A 20,207-nucleotide genomic window follows, 5' to 3' on the forward strand; every position below is an offset into this window, starting at 1 on the left:
GCGGGGCATGCGAGCCATCCGGTATTAGCCCCAGTTTCCCAGGGTTATCCCCACGCCCAGGGCAGGTTACTCACGTGTTACTCNCCCGTCCGCCACTCCCACACCCCACCCACCCCCCAAAAAGAGGGGAAGGCACCCGGGGTGCGAGCGTTCGACTTGCATGTGTGAAGCGCGCCGTCAGCGTTCGTCCTGAGCCAGGATCAAACTCTCCAACAAACAACCAGAGAAAAAACCCCAGCAAAAACACTCACAACAACCACAAGACCCACAACACAGGCCCCACACGCACACACAACACGAGGCACTGTTGAATTCTCAAAGAACACACCCACCACCGTGGGCNTTAGCCGGTGATCTGGGCTGTTTCCCTCTCGACCCTGGAGCTTGTCCCCCAGGGACTCACTGCCGCGCACTGCCTGACACCATTCGGAGTTTGGTTGACGTCAGTACCCGCACCGGGCCCTTCGCCATCCAGTCGCTCTACCAGCACCAGGCCTGTCACGACGCTGCACCTAAATGCATTTCGGGGAGAACCAGCTATCTCCGAGTTTGATTGGCCTTTCNCCCCTACCCGCAGCTCATCCCCCAGGTTTTCAACCCTGGTGGGTGCGGGCCTCCACACGGTCTTACCCGCGCTTCACCCTGGCCACGGGTAGCTCACTCGGTTTCGGGTCTAGAGCACGCGACTGTCCCGCCCTGTTCGGACTCGCTTTCGCTGCGGCTTCCCCTCACGGGTTAACCTCGCCACGCACCACTAACTCGCAGGCTCATTCTTCAAAAGGCACGCCATCACACCCCCGCACGGGGATGCTCTGACGGCTTGTGGGCGCACGGTTTCAGGAACTCTTTCACTCCCCTCCCGGGGTACTTTTCACCAGTCCCTCACGGTACACATCCACTATCGGTCACCAGACGTATTTAGGCTTACCAGGCGGTCCTGGCCGATTCACACGGGATTTCCCGGGCCCCGCGCTACTCGGGACATGCGTGCACGCCCACCCGACCGTGTTCACCTACGGGGGTCTCACCCACTGCGCCGGTGCCTTCCAACACCTTCGGCTCACCATCGGGCACACGCGCCTGCGCGGCAGCACAGACACCACACACTCCCACAACCCCGGGCACGCACCGTCTGCCGACTCGCCCACGCACCCGGTTTAGCCTGCTCCCCGTTCGCTCACCACTACTGAGGGAATCACTGTTTGTTTTCTCCTCCTGGAGGTACTGAGATGTTTCAGTTCCCCCCGTGCCTCCCGATGCCCTATACCACTGTTCAGGCACCGGTGACCGGGCATCACCCCGGCCGGGTTTCCCCATTCGGACACCCTGGGATCACAGCTCGGTTGACAGCTCCCCCAGGCCTATCGCGGCCTCCCACGTCCTTCTTCAGCGTCTGATGCCCAGGCATCCACCGTACGCCCCTGGACACGAAACCACACACCGACCACCACACGATGATCAGATGCTCGCCACCACTATACAGTTCTCAACCAGCCACCAGAGCCCACCACACGGGTGCGCCCCCAGAGAACCCAACAGTGCCCCACCACGCGTGCGTGTAACGCCCGCCTCAACAGGGTCTCCTTAGAAAGGAGGTGATCCAGCCGCACCTTCCGGTACGGCTACCTTGTTACGACTTCGTCCCAATCGCCAGTCCCACCTTCGACCACGCCCCCCCCGCAACCGGGTTGGACCATGGGCTTAGGGTGTTACCGACTTTCATGACGTGACGGGCGGTGTGTACAAGGCCCGGGAACGTATTCACCGCAGCACTGCTGATCTGCGATTACTAGCGACTCCGACTTCACAGGGTCGAGTTGCAGACCCCGATCCGAACTGAGACCGGCTTTCCGGGATTCGCTCCACCTCACGGTCTCGCCACCCTCTGTACCGGCCATTGTAGCATGTGTGAAGCCCTGGACATCAGGGGCATGATGACTTGACGTCGTCCCCGCCTTCCTCCGAGTTGACCCCGGCAGTCTCCCGCGAGTCCCCGGCCGCACCGCTGGCAACACGGGACAAGGGTTGCGCTCGTTACGGGACTTAACCCAACATCTCACGACACGAGCTGACGACAGCCATGCACCACCTGTACACCAGCCCCGAAAGGAAACCCCATCTCTGGAGCGATCCGGTGTATGTCAAACCCAGGTAAGGTTCTTCGCGTTGCATCGAATTAATCCACATGCTCCGCCGCTTGTGCGGGCCCCCGTCAATTCCTTTGAGTTTTAGCCTTGCGGCCGTACTCCCCAGGCGGGGCGCTTAATGCGTTAGCTACGGCACGGACACCATCACCCGGTCCCCACACCTAGCGCCCAACGTTTACAGCATGGACTACCAGGGTATCTAATCCTGTTCGCTCCCCATGCTTTCGCTCCTCAGCGTCAGGAACGGCCCAGCAAGCTGCCTTCGCCATCGGTGTTCCTCCTGATATCTGCGCATTTCACCGCTACACCAGGAATTCCGCTTGCCCCTACCGCCCTCGAGTCTGCCCGTATCGGCCGCACGTGCCCGGTTAAGCCGCACATTTCCACGACCGACGCGACAAACCGCCTACGAGCCCTTTACGCCCAGTAAATCCGGACAACGCTCGCGCCCTACGTATTACCGCGGCTGCTGGCACGTAGTTAGCCGGCGCTTCTTTAGCCCCTACCGTCACATTCGTCAGGGCCGAAAGGGGTTTACAACCCGAAGGCCGTCCTCCCCCACACGGCGTCGCTGCGTCAGGCTTCCGCCCATTGCGCAAAATTCCCCACTGCTGCCTCCCGTAGGAGTCTGGGCCGTGTCTCAGTCCCAGTGTGGCCGATCACCCTCTCAGGCCGGCTACCCGTCATCGCCTTGGTACGCCCTCACCGCACCAACAAGCTGATGGGCCGCGAGCCCCTCCCAGGCCGGAACCCCCCCTCACAGGAGAGAACCTTTCCCACACCCCCCATGCGGGGCATGCGAGCCATCCGGTATTAGCCCCAGTTTCCCAGGGTTATCCCCACGCCCAGGGCAGGTTACTCACGTGTTACTCACCCGTCCGCCACTCCCACACCCCACCCACCCCCCAAAAAGAGGGGAAGGCACCCGGGGTGCGAGCGTTCGACTTGCATGTGTGAAGCGCGCCGTCAGCGTTCGTCCTGAGCCAGGATCAAACTCTCCAACAAACAACCAGAGAAAAAACCCCAGCAAAAACACTCACAACAACCACAAGACCCACAACACAGGCCCCACACGCACACACAACACGAGGCACTGTTGAATTCTCAAAGAACACACCCACCACCGTGGGCACACACCCGAAAACGGCCCTCACAACCGTTCCCGCATGTCCTCGTTGTCAACCACGCCCATCCTAGCACCCGGAATCAGCACCCCCCACCGGGGGGAACCCACACCACCACAGCCCCACAACAGGCCACGGCAGCACACCAAGCACCACGATGTGACGCGATTCCTCTCAAACACCCAACACCACACGACCCACCACGAACCACACCCGAATCCGAACAAACCCGAACTCACCGTGGTCCCCAGCAGGCCCCGCCGTGCTGACAACAAACACTTTACACACCCTCTCCGCGGCACTCACGAGGGGGGTGGCACCGGCGGTTCACTCCCCCGGACTGCCGCTTCACCCACCAGAAACCGCGCGGTTATCCCGCGTCGGGAGCGGCCTCCTCCCGGGGACGCAGCCACAGTTTCACCGTTCTGGTCTCGGAGGCCCCGATGGCCCGCATCAACTGCTCGACGGAAACCGGATCGTTCCTGCCCACGAGCAGGATCTCGTACTTCCACTCCTCGAACCGGCGCAACACCCACTCCGGATCCTCCCCGAGGCTCTCCAGAGCCGAAGGAGTGAAGGAACAGATCACGGAAGGACGGTGCTCGGCGAGCAGTCCCTCCAGTCCGGACAGGACACGATAGAGCCCCCCTCCGACGTCCACGTGCACCACGGAGAGGTTCCGTTCCCCGACCCCGTGCGTGCTGTCCAGTTCCCCGTCCAGCCGCACCCCACGCACCGACATCGCCTGCGGAGACGATCCCGGCGGATCCTCAGGGGGACGAATCCGCACTCCTCCCGTGTCCACGGGCTCCCCCACGAGTTCCCGGTCACTGTCCCAGGCCGCACACTCCAACACGGTCAGCCTCTCCCGCACCGGCTCGGCCACGTTGATCTCCGCGTTGTGTTCCAGCAGACGACGAGCCGCGGGGTCGGGTTCGACGGCCACCACCCTGCCCGTGTGGTTCAGCCTTCCCAGGACACGAACACTCTGGTAACCGACATAGGCCCCCACGTCCAGGAAAACGCCGCCCGGTTCCAGCAGTGAGTCGATCAGTGCCGAGACCTCGGCGTCCCAGTGGTGGTGGGAGGACAGCCAGGGCAGCATCACGCTGTCCCCCGAGGGCAGCCTCAGCAGTCCCGCCTCACACACCACGGGTGTCCCCGAGACGTGGTCGGCCCCTCCGTGTCGCTCGTGTTCCCGGACCACGATGCGCCTGAGCGCGTCCGTGCCGCGCAGCGCCTTGTCGACGTCCAGGGCGGTGCGACGCAGACCGTGGTCCAGTTGTTCCTGGTGGGTCCGCTCCGAGTCCTCGACACGACGCTCCAGGCGATCCACGCGGTCCAGGGTGCGTTCCACCGCCCCCGTGAGCGTTTCGATGCGCTCGGTGAGTTCGGAGAGCCCGCTCTCCTCGACCGCGTTGCCCCTTTCCTCCAGTGAACGCAGCCTGCGATCGTGCTCGGTCAGATCGGCACGCAGCTGTGCGGCACCGTCGTCGACACCGGCCAACCGGGATCCGAGCAGCTCCTGGTGTTGGGACAACTGCGACAACTCGGCCCGCACGGCGTTGACGTCGAGGTCGTCGGAGTGTTCCTGCTGGCGCCGCAACAGTTCCGAGGCGGTCTTCTCCATTCCGTCCAGCAGGGACCGAATGACGTCGCGGATGTGCTCGTCGTAGTGTCCGAGCGCTTTGAGCACCGCCTTGCGCAGCGCGGGTGTCACGGCGTTGCGTCCGCCCATACCCACCTCCGGGGGACGGTGCAGTGCGTGACGCGCCACCAACAGCGGTCGTAGCGGATCGTCGGCGCCGTCCTGCCGGTCCCGCGCCCACTTGGCTCGCCAGTTCCGGTAGGCCGCCTCCACCCGTTCCCGCAGCTGTTCCCCGGCCCGCACCGTGGAGTGCCGCTCGGCGAGGAAAGCGCGGGCCGCCGCCCCGGAACGCACCGTGGCACCGGGATCGGCGACGGCTTCGCGCAGTGCCGCTACCGCGGCGTCGACGTCGGGTTCACCACCTCCCTGGCAGCGCACCAGCGACGCGCCGGAGGAACCGAGCAGTTCGGCCACGGACCCGTGGTCGACCGTGATCACGGGAACCGCCCGGGCGAGGACCCCCAGCAGACGCAGCGCGTACCGGTCCCCACCGGCGCCACTCTCCGAACGGTGCAGTGAGACGACGCAGTCGGCCAGAGACGTGGCCAGTTCCGCGGCGTCGGACTCCTCCCACAGGACGATGCGGGAATCGGTGGCCGTGGCCAACCGCAGCCGTTCGGCCGCTTCGGGGAACTCCTCGGCGCCGCTGACCGCCACGAACAACCGCACGTCGGAGCGTTCCCCGAACGCCGCGCCGAAGGCGGTCACCAGGCCCAGCACGTTGGCCCGGTGTTCGTCGGTGTGGTCGGCGAAGGCGGCGAAGACGAACTCGTCGGTGAGTCCCGCACGGTCACGTGCCGCGCCGCGTTCCTCGTCCCCCACCGGGGGGCGCTCGGGAAACGGCAGTGCCAGCACCCTGGCCTGGACACCGGCGTGTCGGGCCGCGTGTCTGCCCGCCTGGGACAGTGCCCAGATCTCGGTGGGCTCCCCGCTCACGCCTCCCTGTTCAGCGGAGTCCGTTCCCCCGTCGGCCCGTATGTCGATCAGGTGGTGCCCGGCCGGAACCGGGATCGTCGGGTCGCAGCGCAGCACCACCGGATACTGTGGCTCGTCGGCCGCGGGCACTCCCGAGGCACGTACGGCGAGACGGACCAGCTCGGCCAGTTCTCCGGACCCCAGCACGGAGACCCCCAGTTGGTCCGTCATCTCGGAGCGTTCGCGGCCACGCGCGCGTACCGCGCGGGGTGGGATCCTGCCGCTGGCCACTCCCACACCGGCGCTCCACTCGGCGAAAGCGGCCGCGTCCGTACCGAGCGGTTCGGGGTAGTCCCGCCGCAGTGTCGGGTCGTCCTCCCAGACACAGTGGGCCCACAGCGAGCATCCGGCCACGCGTTGTCGTTCGTCCGCCGGGGCCGCCGCCCATTCGAGGAACTCCGCCTCCGCCGCACCGGTTTCGTCCCGCTCCTCGAAAGGACTGGGCAGTGGATCGTTGTCCCGACGTGTCCACCGCGCCCGGTAGGCGCTGCGCACTCCCGGGGGGATCAGCGTGCCGTCGGGCAGGCGTTCGAAGGGGTGGGCACGTTCGTCGGTCAGCCCCCGGGAGACGAGCGCGTTGCGGTAACCCGCGCACAACCCGGCGAGTTGGGGGAAGTCCGACAGCAGGACACGCGGACGGTCCGCGTACTCGGCGGAGAACAGCCAGGGACGCTGTGGTTCGAATCCCTCGAAGTGCACACTGCGCAGCGGGGATCCGTCCACCGTGTATCCCCCGTCCGAGACCTCCAGGTGTCGTTGTCCGGCGTTGAACACCGAAAGCCCCACTCCGGGGTCACGCAGCACACGGTGTGCCGCCATGGCGGGCAACCCCTCGAGGAACCCCTCGGCGGCTCCGGGATCGGCCCGGACCTGCGTGGTCCACTCCTCCAGAACGGCCTCGGCCCCGCTGTGCACGGCGAGCAGGTTGGTGTCGAAGGAACCCACCCGAGCCAGGTCCTTCGGGCCGGGACGCAGCCCGTCCGCGGGGAGCGGACGGAGCACCCTCGGAGCGAGACCGACCGGTTCCGTCTCGGTCAGGACGGAGAGCGGCTCCCCGAAGGGGGCGAACACCTGGACGGCGGGGGACAGGTAGAGCACCGGGGAGGCGGACTCCAGCAGGAGCGCGAGCAGCCTCGGCAGCATCACCGCGTTGAGCAGTGGGCCGTCACAGGCCATGGCCAGGCGGGCGAACTCGGTGTCCGTGACGCCGATGTCGGCGGGGGTGTGCACCTCGGCACGTTCGGACTCCTCCAGGGAGGAGGCGAAATCCAACAGCAGGATCGTGAACCGTCCCCCCGGGTGGTGGCGCAGGAAGGAGTCACGCAGCACACGCGCCCCGGCGAGCTGTCCGTGGCGGGCTATCGTGCAGCCGTGTGGCCTCGGCCCCGTGGAGCCCGATTCCGCCCGAATCTGTTGGTGTCCGGTCTCCTCGGGTAGTTCCACGGGCCACGCCGGCTCGTCGGCGGACTCCTCCGCCTCATCGGGGTGTTCCGGGTCTGTGGACGGCCATGGGGTCGGCTCGGAATGGTCCAGGGGATCACTCACGACGCAGAACTTACCGTCGCGGCCCCGAGTTCCCACACGCCCCGACCGGATCACAGCATCGGCATCAGGGTGCGCAACTCGTACGGCGTCACGTGACTGCGGTAGGCGTTCCACTCGTCCCGCTTGTTGCGGAGGAAGAAGTCGAAGACGTGCTCACCGAGGGTCTCGGCCATCAGTTCGGAACCCTCCATCTCGGCCAGCGCCTCGTTGAGGTTCTGCGGCAGGTTCGGGTAACCGGCGGCCTTGCGTTCGCTCTCGGTCAGCGACCAGACGTCGTCCTCGGCCGGAGGCGGGAGTTCGTAGCCGTGCTGCACCCCGCGCAGCCCGGCCGCGAGGATCACCGCGTAGGCCAGGTACGGATTGCACGCCGAGTCCAGATTGCGCACCTCCACGCGCCGCGAGGAGGACTTGCCCGGCGAGTACATCGGCACCCGCACCAGCGCGGAGCGGTTGGCGTGTCCCCAGCAGACCGCCGTGGGGGCTTCGCCGCCGACGACGAGCCGCTTGTAGGAGTTCACCCACTGGTTGGTCACGGCGCTGATCTCCCGGGCGTGCCGCAGCAGCCCGGCCACGAAGGCACGGCCGGTGTCCGAGAGTTCGTAGGGGTTCTCCGGGTGGTAGAAGGCGTTCTGGTCCCCCTCGAACAGGCTCACGTGGGTGTGCATTCCCGAACCCGGCTGTTCACTGAACGGTTTGGGCATGAACGAGGCCCGCACGTCCTGGGTGAGCGCCACCTCCTTGACCACGTAGCGGAAGGTCATCACGTTGTCGGCCATGGTGAGCGCGTCGGCGTAACGCAGGTCGATCTCCTGCTGGCCCGGGGCTCCCTCGTGATGACTGAACTCCACGGAGATCCCCATGGCCTCCAGCGCCTCGATGGCGTTGCGCCGGAAGTGCGGGGCCGCGTCGTGGCTGGCCTGGTCGAAGTATCCGCCCGAGTCGGCGGGCACGGGTGCGCTCCCGTCGACCGGAAGGTTCTTGAGCAGGAAGAACTCGATCTCCGGATGCACGTAGCAGGTGAATCCCGCCTCGGTCGCCCTGGAGAGGGTACGGCGCAGCACGTGACGCGGATCGGCCCAGCAGGGTGATCCGTCGGGCATCGTGATGTCGCAGTACATCCGAGCGGAATAGTGCTGTCCGTCCGCGGTCTCCCAGGGAAGCACCTGGAAGGTCGTCGGATCGGGTTTGGCGACCATGTCCGACTCGTAGATACGCGAGAACCCCTCGACGGCGGACCCGTCGAAACCGATCCCCTCCGCGAAGGCCCCTTCGAGTTCGGCGGGCGAGATGGCCACCGACTTCAGGATTCCCAGAACGTCGGTGAACCACAGCCGCACGAAGCGGATGTCGCGTTCTTCCAAGGTGCGGAGCACGAACTCCTGCTGACGGTCCATACCCGCAGCCTAAGTCTCGTTGCCCGGAGGTGTCGCACCCACTCCGTTACGAGTGCGACACGAGATCGTGTCGGAGAGTTTCCGGCTCGTCGTCCGGGACGCCGGGACACACACCCTCCCCGGCGCACCGCCGCCGTCGTGCTGCGCGAGGATGGGGTCATGCCGCAGTTGCGCCTCGCTCTGGCTCAGGTCGACGCCCGCGTCGGCGACGTCGCGGGCAACAGCTCGCTGGTGTTGGAACGCTCCCGTCAGGCCGTGGAACAGGGGGCCCATCTGGTCGCCTTCCCGGAAATGGTGCTGGCGGGCTATCCCGTGGAGGACCTGGCGTTGCGGAGGTCCTTCGCGGCGGCCAACCGTGCCGAACTCGGATCGCTGGCCGAACGTCTGCGGGAGGCGGGCTGCGGTGACGCCCTGGTGATCGTGGGGCACCTGGACCGCGACGACGAGGGGGTCCGCAACGCGGTCTCGCTGATCCACGGCGGCGAGATCACCGCCACCTACTTCAAACACCACCTGCCGAACTACGGGGTCTTCGACGAGGCCCGTTACTTCGCCCCCGGCCACGAGCTGCCGATCGTGCGGCTGCACGGCGTGGACGTGGGTGTGGTGGTCTGCGAGGACATCTGGCAGAACGGTGGCCCGATCACCGCCCTCGGCAAGGTCGGTGTGGACATGGTGGTCTGTGTCAACGGTTCCCCCTACGAACACGCCAAGAACACCGAACGCACCTCGCTCGTGGTACGCCGTGCCGCCGAGGCCGAGGCCCCCATGGCCTACGTCAATCTCGTCGGCGCCCAGGACGAACTGGTCTTCGACGGCGATTCCATGATCGCCACCAACCACGGGGAGATCCTGGCACGCGCGCCGCGTTTCTCCGAGCACCTGCTGGTGCACGACCTGGAGCTGAACGCGGGCGGACACACCCGCACCGAGGTCTCCCCCGAACCGATGGACCAGCAGACCCCACCGCACTTCCGCCCGAAGACGCTGCCCGCCTTCCGGGTGGAACGGATCACCCTCTCCCCCGACCCCGTGCCGGAGTACGAACCGCTGCGCGAGGACCGTACGGTCGCCGAGCCCCTGACCGAGGAGGCCGAGGTGTGGGCGGCTCTGGTCACCGGGTTGCGGGACTACGTACACAAGAACGGTTTCCGCTCGGTGACCTTCGGCTTCTCCGGGGGCATCGACTCCTCGGTGTGCGCGGCCCTGGCGGCCGACGCCCTGGGACCGGAGGGGGTGTACGGGGTCTCCATGCCCTCCCACTACTCCTCGGAGCACTCCCGGTCCGACGCGGCGGAACTGGCCGAACGGATCGGTTGTCATTTCCGGGTCCATCCGATCAAGGACATGGTCCGGGTCTTCGTCGACCAACTGGGGCTGTCCGGACTGGCGGAGGAGAACATCCAGGCCCGCTGCCGGGGCATGACCCTGATGGCGTTGTCGAACCAGCACGGGCACCTGGTGCTCGCCCCCGGCAACAAGACCGAACTCGCGGTGGGTTATTCGACCATCTACGGGGACGCGGTGGGTGGCTTCGCCCCCATCAAGGACGTTCCCAAAACCCTGGTGTGGCGCCTGGCCCGGTGGCGCAACGCGGAGGCGGAGAAGCGGGGACAGACACCGCCGATTCCCGAGGGGTCGATCACGAAGGCACCTTCCGCCGAGCTGCGCCCCGGGCAGGTGGACACGGACTCGTTGCCGCCCTACGAGGTACTCGACGAGATCCTGGACGGCTACGTGGAGGGCGACCGCAGTTACGCGGACCTGATCGCGGAGGGCTTCGACGCGGATCTCGTGGAGCGCGTCCTGCGGATGGTGGACCGGGCCGAGTACAAGCGCAGGCAGTACCCGCCGGGGACCAAGATCACCCCGAAGGCGTTCGGCAGGGACCGTCGGCTCCCGTTGACCAGTCTCTGGCGTGAGGAGCGTCCCGTGTGAACCTCAGCCGTTCCGGCTGAACCCGTCACGGGTTCCCGCTGCGGTGGATCGGAGGTCCTGTGGCGGTCCACGGGTCAGGGGCTCCGCCGCGTCATTCCACGGCTTCCGGGCGAGCCAGTGCCATTCGCCCGTTGGCGTGATGCTCGGACTCCCGGTCGGTGGCACGCAACGCCTCGAAGGCGTCGGCCTGGTTGGTCAGCAGCCGTACCCCGGCGATGTTGACCGGACTGTCCTCGGTGTAGGTGGTGAGCACCTCGTCACCGCTCCAGACGAGGTAGAGCACCCGCAGGTAGTAGCCGGTGCCGCCCGTGGCGCGCCAGGAGCCGAACTCGGCGGTGTAGAGCCCGAACTCGTGGTCACCACGGCGGAGTTCGGCCACCGCCCAGTCGTACAGCTCCTCCCGCAACAGCTCGGGGTCGCGATGGGCGGTGTCCACCTCGAGGCTGGTGATCAACGGGTCCGGGGCACCACGGGGATGCTGCGCCGGACCGTGTTCGAGGGTGTAGCCGAAACGCACGGAGATCCTCTCCCCACCGACTGGATAGACTGCCCGTGTTGGACGGACAGTGTGTGGTTGGTTACACAGCCATAGTAAAAGGTCCTAGGTGATTCACCTAGGACCTAATCGAGTGACGTTACGGGAGGTCCCGGGATGGCTCAGTCGCGTGCCACTATCGAGCGACGACAGCTCGGGGCAGAGCTACGCAGACTTCGAGAAGGCGCAGGCAAGAGCCAGAAAGAAGCAGCCGAGGTAATCGAATGCGATGCGAGCCTCATCAGCAGGCTCGAACGTGGACAGGCTTCGCTGAAGGTTATCGAGATCGAGTCGCTGCTAGACCACTTCAACGCACCGAGTGACTCACGTGAACAGATCAAAGGTTTGGCACAAGCAGCTCGGCAACGCAAACCGCGCAGAGTCTACTCGGACGGACTTCCCGGCGCCTTCCGACGTCTATTGGATCATGAGCAGGACGCGACGGAGATCTACTACGCAGACAGTGAGCTCATACCAGGACTGTTGCAGCACGAGGACTACATCAGAGCAATGATGCGCTCTGCGGAAGCTATTACCCCGAATATCCGCAGGGAAGACTCCGAAGCTCACGTACGTTTCCGACTGGAGCGCCAGGAACTTCTGGAACGCACGAACCCACCACTCATATGGTTCGTAATCGGAGAAGCGGCCTTGCGGCGCCCTATAGGAAGTCAACAGGTTCTGCAACGTCAGCTTAAGCATCTTTTGGAGAGGATCGAACGACATCCACACGTGGTGGTTCAAGTCGTTCCGTTGGATGCCGGAGATCATCCCCTACTAGGCGGTCCTATTGAAATACTCCGCTTCGGAGAAAACGTCCCAGACATCGTCCATCAACCAACGTTCATCGGAGCTGGTGTCTACGTAGTCGAGCAGCGAGACATCGACGAATGTGTGCGTGCCTTCGACAGGCTACGCGCCATAGCGCTCGGACCACAGGAATCGCAGGATTTCATAACCAAACACATGAAGGAGCTGGACCATGGTCACGCTTGAGAAATACTCCCGGAACTGGTTCGTCAGCAGCTACAGTGGGGGTAACAACAACAACTGCGTCGAGGTGCGCTTCACCGGCCAGGGCACCGAGGTCCGCGACACCAAGAACCGCACCGCCGGCACCCTGAGCTTCACCCGTAGCCATTGGACGAAGTTTCTGACTACCCTGCTTGACCGCACCACACAGCCGTGAGCACGTCGACTCCGCCCGCCGCGGGAACCCTGAACGCCGAAGGAGTGTGACCCCGTGAACGCCGAGAACCCCGTCACCGGCTGGTTCGTCAGCAGCTACAGCGGACCCCGCAACAACAGCTGCGTCGAAGTGCGCTTCACCGACCAGGGCACCGAGGTCCGCGACACCAAGAACCGCACCGCAGGCACCCTGGCCTTCGGAACCGCCCAGTGGAGCGCCTTCCTGCGGGCACTGCGCGGCTGACCCACCTGTGGCCCCTCGCCCGCCGAACACGGCTTCCGGCGAGAACCCCAGGAACCGAAGAAGCATCCGAACGGAGGAACCGAGGTGGTGCCCTCCAGGGCTCCGGCCCGGAGGGCACCACCTCACGCGGTCCGCCTCACCGGAAGGGCGCCCCGGACAACACCTCCCCCGAACGAGCGCGAAAAACCGGGCTCACATCCCCAGCTCGGTGCGCAGGGCGCTCAGTTCCTCCGGGGTGAGCTCGACGTCGAGTTCCCTCAGCGTCTCCCCCAACCGCTCCGGTGGGACCGTCTCTCGCCCGGACTCCCCCTCGGGGGTTTCGACCACGAACTCCGTGCCCACCAGTTTGCGCAGCCTGCCCTGGTCAAGACGCATGACCACCGGTTTGCCCACGAAGGGCGAGTTGGGGTGGGTGGCGGTGTAGTGGTGTGCCACCTCGTAGTCCACCGGACGGGAGGGTATGGGGTCGAAGGCGTGCAGCGGTTCCCACCGTCCGCCCGTCCACCGCTCCAGCGTCCAGCTACTGCCCTCCCGGCGGAGCCGGTGCGGCCAGCCGGCCTGGTCGACCTCCGTGTCCTCCCGCAACGGCATCGGTTCCAGGATCCCGGCACCGAATCCCACGTCGGCGAGATACTCGGCCCCGTCGACCGAGACCACCAGCATCATGTGGGTGTACGGGCCGGGGTGTGTGGGTTCCACCCGTGCCATGTACCTCGTCACGGTGAAACCGAGTCGTTCCAGCACGGCCGCGAACAGCAGGGCGTGTTCGTAGCAGTATCCGCCTCTCCTCCGGTGGACCAACTTCGCCTGGATGTCCGCCATCTCGAGTCCGGGGTGGCTGCGGAGCACCACGTCGACGTTCTCGAAGGGGATGGTGCGCACGTGCGCCCGGTGCAGCCGGTGCAGGGCTTCCACTGAAGGGGAGAGCCGGGGTTCGCCGATGCGTTCCAGATACGCCGTGACGTCCACGACGTCCGTGTTCCACTCGTCTGTCACGTGCTGTCGCTCCGCGGTCACTGTCATATGATACAAGCTCGCACTTCGAGTGCTGTCGAAGTCAACGAGGTCCCGACCGAGACGCCGTCCGCTGTGACGTAGGGCGGAAAGGGTCGAGTTCCGCCTTCCCCGGTGTCACTCTTGGGGGGTACAAACATCCGCACGACCCGTGGACCCGACGACCGGGCCGCGAGGAAGAGGATGACCATGTCCGACACCGAGAACACCCGGGGATCCGCCACCGAGGGGCAGGAGACGACCGCCCCCTACGGTTCCGGTCAGCCCCGACGCAGAGTACGCATCCACCACCTGCGGGAGTACAAGCGGCGTGGCGAAGCCTGGCCGATGCTGACCTCCTACGACACCTACACGGCACGGATCTTCGACCGGGCCGGTATTCCCGTGCTGCTGGTCGGTGACTCGGCCGCCAACACCGTCTACGGCTACGAGTCCTCCCTGCCGATCACGGTCGAGGAGATGCTTCCGCTGGTCCGCGCGGTGGCGCGGTCGGTGGAGTACGCCCTGGTCGTGGCGGACCTCCCGTTCGGTTCCTACCAGGCCTCCCCGGAGGAGGCCCTGCACACCGCGACGCGCTTCATGAAGGACGGGGCGCACGCCGTCAAGCTCGAAGGCGGAGCGCGGTACGCGGCGCACGTCGAAGCTCTCGTGTCCGCGGGCATCCCGGTCATGGGCCATCTCGGTTTCACCCCACAGAGCGAACACGGCCTGGGGGGCTACCGCGTACAGGCCCGTGGGGAGCGGGCGAGGGAACTGCTCGACGACGCGCGGGCGTTGCAGGAGGCGGGAGCCTTCGCCGTGGTGCTCGAAATGGTTTCGGCTTCCGCGGCGAAACGGGTGACCGAGGAGCTGAGCATCCCCACCGTCGGCATCGGCGCCGGCCCCGACTGCGACGGGCAGGTGCTGGTCTGGACCGACATGGCCGGACTCGACACCGGGCACGCCCCTCGTTTCGTCAAACGCTACGCGGAAGTGGGCGAGACCCTCTCCCGGGCGGCGAGCAGCTTCGCCGAGGACGTCCGGGACGGCAAGTTCCCGGCACCGGAACACGGCTTCGAGTGACCTCCGGTTACCGCTCCCGGACAGGGTGGAACGGGTGGGTGAACCACCCGTGAGGAGTATCCGGCTCGGCAGGAGGGCCGGTTTCCGCTCCGAGGTGTCCCGCCGGAGAGGAAACCGGTCCACCTCCCACCGAGGAGGCCTCAGACGTCGGTGACGCGGATCCCCGCGTGCGCCTTGTACCGCCTGTTGATCGCGATGACGTTGGCCGTCAACGCCTCCACCTGGTGCGCGTTGCGCAGCCTTCCCCCGTAGACACCCCGAACACCGGGGATGACGTCGGCCAACGCCCTCACCAGGTCCGTGGCCTCTCGGTCGTCCCCGAGAACCAGCACGTCCAGGTCCACGTGCGACACACTCGTGTCGGCCAACGTCACGGCCGAGACGTGGTGGAACGCCGCGGTCACCCGGGAGTCCGGCAACAGTGCCTCGGCCTGTTGGGCGGCGCTTCCCTCCTCGACCTCCAACGCGTACGGGCCCTTGCCGTCGAAACCGAGCGGGTTGACACAGTCGATCACGATCTTTCCGGAGAGCTCGGCGCGCAGTCCACGCAGCGTCTCCGCGTGGGCCTCCCACGGCAACGCCACCAGCGCCACATCCGCCTCGGAGGCGCACCGCGCGTTGTCGCACCCCCGCACGGAGCCACCACTGACCTCGGCGACCTCCTGTGCCACCTGCTCGGCACGTTCGGCCGAGCGGGATCCGAGCAACACCCGCAGCCCGGCCTGTGCCCAGCGGATCGCCAGTCCCTTGCCCTGAGCGCCCGTGCCCCCCAAGACACCGACGGTCAGGTTTCCGACATCAACCACCGCGGCTCCCTCCGTCTCCGTGGATCACGGGACATTATCCACCCCCTCGTACCCGCCGAGGTGAACACCGGGCTCGTCCAGGCGGCTCGTGACTTCCGGAACGGAAACCGCCCGCCCGTTCCGGGCTTCGCGACCACGCTCCCGGAGAGAAAGGATCAGCTCTCCGCCGCACCCGAGCCCTCACCCCAACGCCGGTCGGCCTCGTCAGCCTCCTCGGTACGGCGGTGGGCGATGTCCAACGCGTTCTCGGCCGAGACACGGTCGCCGTACGGCCCGAGACGGTTGAGCGCGCGACACACTTCCTCCGGCGCCTCGACCCGCCGGTGTTTCAAGCAGAAGTACCAGCCTTTCCCGCTCATGTGTCGAGCCTCGCACGCCCGGGTGGGGATGTCACGGTCCCGCACGTCGGAGCGTCCGTGCCGGGTGTTCACCCCGGAGGAGGAGCCGGCTCCGCGGCACGTCCCCCCGAGCCGTCACCGCGTCGCGGCAACGGGTCCGGACAGGGCACGAGCACCCGGTGGTGCTCCGGATCCTCGACCCGGCTTCCGTCCCGCAACCGGTACTCCAGTTCGCCGCCGTCCCCGAGTTCCACGGTGCACCCGATCTCGGCGAGCTGCTGCTCGTCCAGATCGGCCACCAACTCCCACCGGGTGGGCACCACCCGGTAGACGGGCCAGTTCAGGTGCGCGAAGGCCTGGTGGAACTCGGCGAGCAGATCACGCATGTGCCGCTGCCACGGCAACGGCATGGACTCGACCAACGAACGCGGCAGCACAACGTAGTCCTCGTCCGTGCCCGGTGGGGTCCGGGCCAGGTAGTCGGCCAGCGGGGTGCTCGACTCCGGGGGTCCACTCGGGCGGGGGATCGGGTCGGGAGTGAACATGCTCGTCCTCCTAGGAACAGCGGCGGAACCGTGGCGCCACCGTTCGGCCGTGAAGACACCCGCCCCGGGTGTGTCGGCCTCTCCGGTGGTCACACGCACCGGTGTGTGAAAACGATCTCAGCTCTTCCGGGACGGCGCGGGACGCACCGCCGTCGGAAGCAGTTCCCCTCCATCCCACAGTTCGGTGATTTCCACGGTTTCCCCCGGCTGGGGGGCGTGCAGCACCCTGTTGTCCCCCAGGTACAGCGCCACGTGATGCACCGAGTCGGGGTTGCGGCCGTGTCCCCAGAACACGAGGTCTCCGGTCCGGGCGCGCCGCAGCGGAATCATGGTTCCACCGTCGTAGTACTGGTTCTGCGAGACCCGGGGGATGCGTACCCCGGCGGCGGCCCACGCCCGCTGCGTCAGTCCCGAGCAGTCGAAGGTGTTCGGCCCTTCGGCCCCCCACACGTAGGGGGAACCGAGCTGCTGCCTGGCGTAACCGACGACCGTGGCGGCGAGTTCACCGGCGTCCGGCACGGCGGAGCAGTCGCTCACCGCCCGCACCTCGCCCTCCTGGTTGACCAGGTACGCCGCCATCGACTCCGCGTCGTGGTAGCGCGAGGGGAAGGCCGAACGCTCCACCGCCTGTGCCGCCGAGCCGGGGCGCATCTCCTTCCACCCCTCGACCTCCGTCAACACGTCGTAGAACTTGTTGATCGCGTAGTCGAGGTCGGTCACCTGCCGAGGCGTCCCCCAGTTCATCGAGGGACGCATCTGGAAGACCCCGAGGGAGTCGGCGTGTCCGTAGTTCAGGTTGCGCAGGTTCGACTCGGTCTTACCCGCCTGGATCGCGATCTGCCAGGCACGGGGCGGAAGGTCACGTCGCTTCCCTATCTCGATGATCCGCCGGACGACCTCCCGTTGCTCCTGCCCGAGAGCCCGGGCCATCCGCTGGCCCCGGGACAGGGAGACCTCGGAGGCGCCCAGAGCGGTGTCACAGCCCGCCCAACGGCTCCGCTCGCCCCCGCCGATCCCGGCGAGCAGGCCGGTCACGGCCCCCACTCCGATCAGTCCACCGAATCCGGTGAGCAGCACCAGCACCACAGCGACCTTGCGCATCTCAGTCCACCCTGTCGTAACCGGACACACGCCATCCTTGCTCGGAACGGACCACATGCACCCGCAGGGTGGGACCGTCCGTGGGCACTCGGACCCGCATCGAGGTCTCGGTCGACTCGTCGACCCGCAGTTCTCCCGTTATCTCGGTGGCGGGCACGTTCGCCGGGTCCACGGTGTTCATCACCCCGATGAACTCGGAGGTGGTGTACGGGCGCAGCCCGTCCAACCACTGCTGGCGGGTCGTGTCCTCGGAGGTCCGGCTCCACCGGGTGACCCACTGGCGCACCACGTCCAGACCGGCCGGATCCGCCGGAACCGACTCGGGCCGTGCGGTGGGGACCGAAATGGACGGTGGCGCCCCCTGGAACCCGGAGTCCGACGGACCGGTGTCGTTGTCGACGGCATCGTCCCGGGAGTACCGCTCGTAGTCCCGGACGGACTCGCCGCCGGAACCGCCCGCGCCGGCACCCGGCAGGGGGCCCGGTAACAGGAACCCCACCCCGCTGACCGTCGCCACCACGAGGACGATCGCCGCCACCAGATGCTTCGGGGAGCGCAACGGCCATCCCCACAGCCTGCGGTAGACCGCGGCCCGCCCCCGATGTGTCCGGATCGGCATCAGAACCGGCCTCCTTGCGCGCAACGTTCACTCATCGGCGACCTCCAACCCGCGCGAGGGCCGGTAGACCACGTTGACCGGTCTGCCGGCCAGCACCTCGGGCTCCGGGCCACGGGAGGCGGTGTCCTCCGTCCTCCGCAGCGGGCTCGACCCGCCGACCCGGGAGGGCACCACCACCGGATCGTCGTCACGGTCGTTCCACGCCCCCTCGGTGATCGGGGAGGTGTCCACGGTGCGGCTGCTTTCCCCTTCGGGAAGCGCGCCCGAGTTCCGTCTGGTGCCGGGGCGGTGCTGGGTCACGGCGCCGCCGCCCGGGGTCGTCGCCTGCGTGTTCGCGGCCCCGGGGATCTCCCCGCCACCGGATGCCCCGCCCCGGGGAGAACGGTCCGTCCGTTGCGCCGTGGCGATCACCGTGGGGCCTTCCGACTCCGGACGGGGCTGCCCGGCCGTTCCCGAGGTGGCCGTGGTGTCCCGCGCACCGGTGCTGCGGACCTGCTCCCAGAAGTCGTCCTGCGGACCACCGTGGTAACCGGAGGCTCCTCCCCCTCGGAGACGGGACAAAAACGAGGACTGGGGACCGGGGACCGCGCCCCCGGCGACACCGGCCGACAGCTCGATCATCTGTCCCATGCGACGGACCGGTTTTCCGATCATCAGGAACACGACGGTGAGCAACGCGGCCAACAGCATCCGGGTCAACAGCGAGAACCCGCGGCTGGGATCGAATATCCAGTTCAGCACGAGAGTGTGCAGCCCGGCCATGGCGGAGATCAACACCACGTTGAGCAGGGCGGCACCGGCGATGCGTCCCACGCCGCGCAGCACCTCGTGGTGCAGCAGTGCGACGAGGCCGATCAGGGGACCGGCGAGTATCAGCACCCGCAGCAGCACCTGGGCCAGCAGGATCGCGGCCTTGGCGAGCAGCTGGAACGTGGTGTAGGAGAGGGCCTGAAGCATACCGAGCATGCCCGCGCCGATCCGGCTGCCGTCGACCCCCTGGAAGTAGCCGTAGGCGCTGCCCATCTGCGCGGCCACTTCCTCGAAGGCCCGTTTCTTCCGCTCTCCCGAGCCGTCGGCCTCACCGGAGAGCACTTCCCGCTTGCTCCAGGCCTGCGCGTCCAGCAGGCGCATACCCAACTGCTCGGCCTTCTCGGAGTCCGGGGAACCGAACTCGCCGCGTAACCATCCGCGGTAGACGACCTCGTTGTGCAGCAGTGTGGGCAGGGCGTCCCGCTCGTCGACACCCACCTCGCGCAGGAACCCCCCCTGCACGGCCGAGGTTCCGGTGATCACGACGTCGTCCAACGCGTGGGTGTAGACCAGCGGGGTCAGATAGGTGGCCGAGGCGAACCACAGGGCCGCCAGTGCCCACATCGTCTTCCTGCCGATGGTGGCCAGATCGCCCTGCCATATGTAGCGGAACAGCAGTATCGCCAGGATCACCGCCACCACGCCGAACCAGGGTGCGAACACGCTGTCGTACAGCGCCACGGTTCCGGTGGCGATCATCTCGTCCAGCGGCTTCATCAGGTCGCCGGACAGCAACGAGTAGTGCAACCCGTTGGTCATCCCGACCAGGTTCTTCGCGACGTTGAACAGCTGGTTGCCGATCCAGGTGTCGACCATCGCGTTGGGGTTGTTGACCCCCTGTGGGCCACACCCCAGGTCGTAGGTGTGCCAGACATGACCGGCGTAGCCGTACTCGTCGTAGGCACTGCCGGACTGCCCCACCCCGATGGGGGCGGGATCCACGGCTCCGACCATGCCGGTTCCCGGCCGCTCCGGGTTGGGCGGTTCGGTGCAGTCGAACGGTTGGGCGTGCACCGGTGCGCCCGTCAGCGCCTGCAACCCCAACAGGGCCGCCACCCCCAGCAGCGCCCCCCGCCGCGTCCGTCCACCCGCCGGGGGGAGGGCCCCGCGTGCGGCACGTCGACGGCCGAGAAACACCCACCCGACGACCACGGCTGTGACCAACACCACCAAC

15 protein-coding genes, 1 rRNA gene and 1 other annotated feature (1 of these 17 only partly in view) are annotated in these 20,207 nt (G+C 66.9%); of the genes, 5 read left to right on the plus strand and 11 right to left on the minus strand.

The window, feature by feature from the left end; all coding sequences use genetic code 11:
* Positions 1-1,435: a sequence feature (most likely nonfunctional fraction of RNA operon), on the minus strand; it reaches 1,348 nt to the left of the window's first position.
* A gap of 153 nt (positions 1,436-1,588) precedes the next feature.
* The 3 genes from ACTMO_RS0112005 to glnA all read right to left on the minus strand — a co-directional run bounded on the left by ACTMO_RS0112005 (position 1,589) and on the right by glnA (position 8,833).
* Positions 1,589-3,152, minus strand: a 16S ribosomal RNA gene (locus ACTMO_RS0112005).
* Positions 3,153-3,641: 489 nt separating this feature from the next.
* Entirely contained in the window at positions 3,642-7,439 is a 3,798-nt protein-coding gene (locus ACTMO_RS0112010; protein ID WP_084792118.1) for an FkbM family methyltransferase, read from the minus strand.
* Positions 7,440-7,489: 50 nt separating this feature from the next.
* Positions 7,490-8,833 (minus strand): type I glutamate--ammonia ligase, encoded by a 1,344-nt coding sequence (gene glnA, locus ACTMO_RS0112015; protein ID WP_019854940.1) that lies wholly within the window; start codon positions 8,831-8,833, stop codon positions 7,490-7,492.
* 159 nt (positions 8,834-8,992) lie between these two features.
* On the opposite strand from glnA, the gene ACTMO_RS0112020 reads away from it, so the two are divergent.
* A complete protein-coding gene (locus tag ACTMO_RS0112020) occupies positions 8,993-10,771 on the plus strand; it encodes an NAD+ synthase (protein WP_019854941.1) in 1,779 nt (592 codons plus the stop codon).
* Positions 10,772-10,862: 91 nt separating this feature from the next.
* Here the strand turns inward: ACTMO_RS0112020 and ACTMO_RS0112025 are convergent, their stop codons facing one another.
* On the minus strand, positions 10,863-11,288 hold the full coding sequence (locus ACTMO_RS0112025; protein ID WP_019854942.1) for a hypothetical protein: 426 nt from the start codon (positions 11,286-11,288) through the stop codon (positions 10,863-10,865).
* A gap of 135 nt (positions 11,289-11,423) precedes the next feature.
* Here ACTMO_RS0112025 and ACTMO_RS22420 point away from each other — a divergent pair, with 135 nt between their 5' ends.
* The 3 genes from ACTMO_RS22420 to ACTMO_RS0112040 are packed head-to-tail and all read left to right on the plus strand — an operon-like array spanning position 11,424 to position 12,738.
* Positions 11,424-12,302 (plus strand): helix-turn-helix domain-containing protein, encoded by an 879-nt coding sequence (locus ACTMO_RS22420; RefSeq protein ID WP_084792119.1) that lies wholly within the window; start codon positions 11,424-11,426, stop codon positions 12,300-12,302.
* Positions 12,289-12,495 (plus strand): DUF397 domain-containing protein, encoded by a 207-nt coding sequence (locus ACTMO_RS0112035; protein ID WP_019854944.1) that lies wholly within the window; start codon positions 12,289-12,291, stop codon positions 12,493-12,495. Before ACTMO_RS22420 ends, ACTMO_RS0112035 begins: the two co-directional genes overlap by 14 nt.
* A 54-nt stretch (positions 12,496-12,549) precedes the next feature.
* Positions 12,550-12,738, plus strand: a complete 189-nt coding sequence (locus ACTMO_RS0112040) for a DUF397 domain-containing protein (RefSeq protein WP_019854945.1) — start codon at positions 12,550-12,552, stop codon at positions 12,736-12,738.
* Between the two features lie 192 nt (positions 12,739-12,930).
* Here the strand turns inward: ACTMO_RS0112040 and ACTMO_RS0112045 are convergent, their stop codons facing one another.
* Positions 12,931-13,761, minus strand: a complete 831-nt coding sequence (locus ACTMO_RS0112045) for an arylamine N-acetyltransferase family protein (protein WP_026449149.1) — start codon at positions 13,759-13,761, stop codon at positions 12,931-12,933.
* Positions 13,762-13,935: 174 nt separating this feature from the next.
* Between ACTMO_RS0112045 and panB the strand changes: the two genes are divergently transcribed.
* The gene (gene panB, locus ACTMO_RS0112050; RefSeq protein ID WP_019854947.1) at positions 13,936-14,814 is read left to right on the plus strand and encodes a 3-methyl-2-oxobutanoate hydroxymethyltransferase; all 879 of its coding nucleotides are present in this window, start codon (positions 13,936-13,938) and stop codon (positions 14,812-14,814) included.
* Positions 14,815-14,954: 140 nt separating this feature from the next.
* Here the strand turns inward: panB and npdG are convergent, their stop codons facing one another.
* From npdG to ACTMO_RS0112080, 6 genes are all read right to left on the minus strand, one after another.
* Complete coding sequence (gene npdG, locus ACTMO_RS0112055; RefSeq protein WP_019854948.1) at positions 14,955-15,620, minus strand: NADPH-dependent F420 reductase; 666 nt, start codon at positions 15,618-15,620, stop codon at positions 14,955-14,957.
* A 155-nt stretch (positions 15,621-15,775) separates the two neighbouring features.
* Positions 15,776-15,979, minus strand: coding sequence for a hypothetical protein (locus ACTMO_RS0112060; RefSeq protein WP_033401913.1), 204 nt, complete (start codon positions 15,977-15,979; stop codon positions 15,776-15,778).
* 68 nt (positions 15,980-16,047) lie between these two features.
* Positions 16,048-16,503: a hypothetical protein gene (locus ACTMO_RS0112065; RefSeq protein ID WP_019854950.1), complete on the minus strand. Its 456-nt coding sequence runs from the start codon at positions 16,501-16,503 to the stop codon at positions 16,048-16,050.
* 117 nt (positions 16,504-16,620) lie between these two features.
* Positions 16,621-17,604, minus strand: a complete 984-nt coding sequence (locus ACTMO_RS0112070; protein ID WP_019854951.1) for a C40 family peptidase — start codon at positions 17,602-17,604, stop codon at positions 16,621-16,623.
* 1 nt (position 17,605) lies between these two features.
* Positions 17,606-18,223, minus strand: a complete 618-nt coding sequence (locus ACTMO_RS0112075; RefSeq protein WP_019854952.1) for a hypothetical protein — start codon at positions 18,221-18,223, stop codon at positions 17,606-17,608.
* Between the two features lie 27 nt (positions 18,224-18,250).
* The gene (locus ACTMO_RS0112080) at positions 18,251-20,200 is read right to left on the minus strand and encodes a hypothetical protein (protein ID WP_245556146.1); all 1,950 of its coding nucleotides are present in this window, start codon (positions 20,198-20,200) and stop codon (positions 18,251-18,253) included.
* Positions 20,201-20,207 lie beyond the last annotated feature (7 nt).

The sequence above is a fragment of the Actinopolyspora mortivallis DSM 44261 genome (genome assembly GCF_000384035.1).
Taxonomy (GTDB): Bacteria; Actinomycetota; Actinomycetes; order Mycobacteriales; family Pseudonocardiaceae; genus Actinopolyspora; species Actinopolyspora mortivallis.

What these genes read in the sequence shown, in the direction of transcription:
- ACTMO_RS0112065 (WP_019854950.1), bottom strand. Translation starts at nt 16,503, where the DNA reads ATGTTCACTCCCGACCCGATCCCCCGCCCGAGTGGACCCCCGGAGTCG.
- ACTMO_RS0112075 (WP_019854952.1), bottom strand. Translation starts at nt 18,223, where the DNA reads ATGCCGATCCGGACACATCGGGGGCGGGCCGCGGTCTACCGCAGGCTG.
- ACTMO_RS0112020 (WP_019854941.1), top strand. Translation starts at nt 8,993, where the DNA reads ATGCCGCAGTTGCGCCTCGCTCTGGCTCAGGTCGACGCCCGCGTCGGC.
- ACTMO_RS0112045 (WP_026449149.1), bottom strand. Translation starts at nt 13,761, where the DNA reads ATGACAGTGACCGCGGAGCGACAGCACGTGACAGACGAGTGGAACACG.
- ACTMO_RS0112060 (WP_033401913.1), bottom strand. Translation starts at nt 15,979, where the DNA reads ATGAGCGGGAAAGGCTGGTACTTCTGCTTGAAACACCGGCGGGTCGAG.
- panB (WP_019854947.1), top strand. Translation starts at nt 13,936, where the DNA reads ATGACCATGTCCGACACCGAGAACACCCGGGGATCCGCCACCGAGGGG.
- glnA (WP_019854940.1), bottom strand. Translation starts at nt 8,833, where the DNA reads ATGGACCGTCAGCAGGAGTTCGTGCTCCGCACCTTGGAAGAACGCGAC.
- ACTMO_RS22420 (WP_084792119.1), top strand. Translation starts at nt 11,424, where the DNA reads ATGGCTCAGTCGCGTGCCACTATCGAGCGACGACAGCTCGGGGCAGAG.
- ACTMO_RS0112035 (WP_019854944.1), top strand. Translation starts at nt 12,289, where the DNA reads ATGGTCACGCTTGAGAAATACTCCCGGAACTGGTTCGTCAGCAGCTAC.
- ACTMO_RS0112070 (WP_019854951.1), bottom strand. Translation starts at nt 17,604, where the DNA reads ATGCGCAAGGTCGCTGTGGTGCTGGTGCTGCTCACCGGATTCGGTGGA.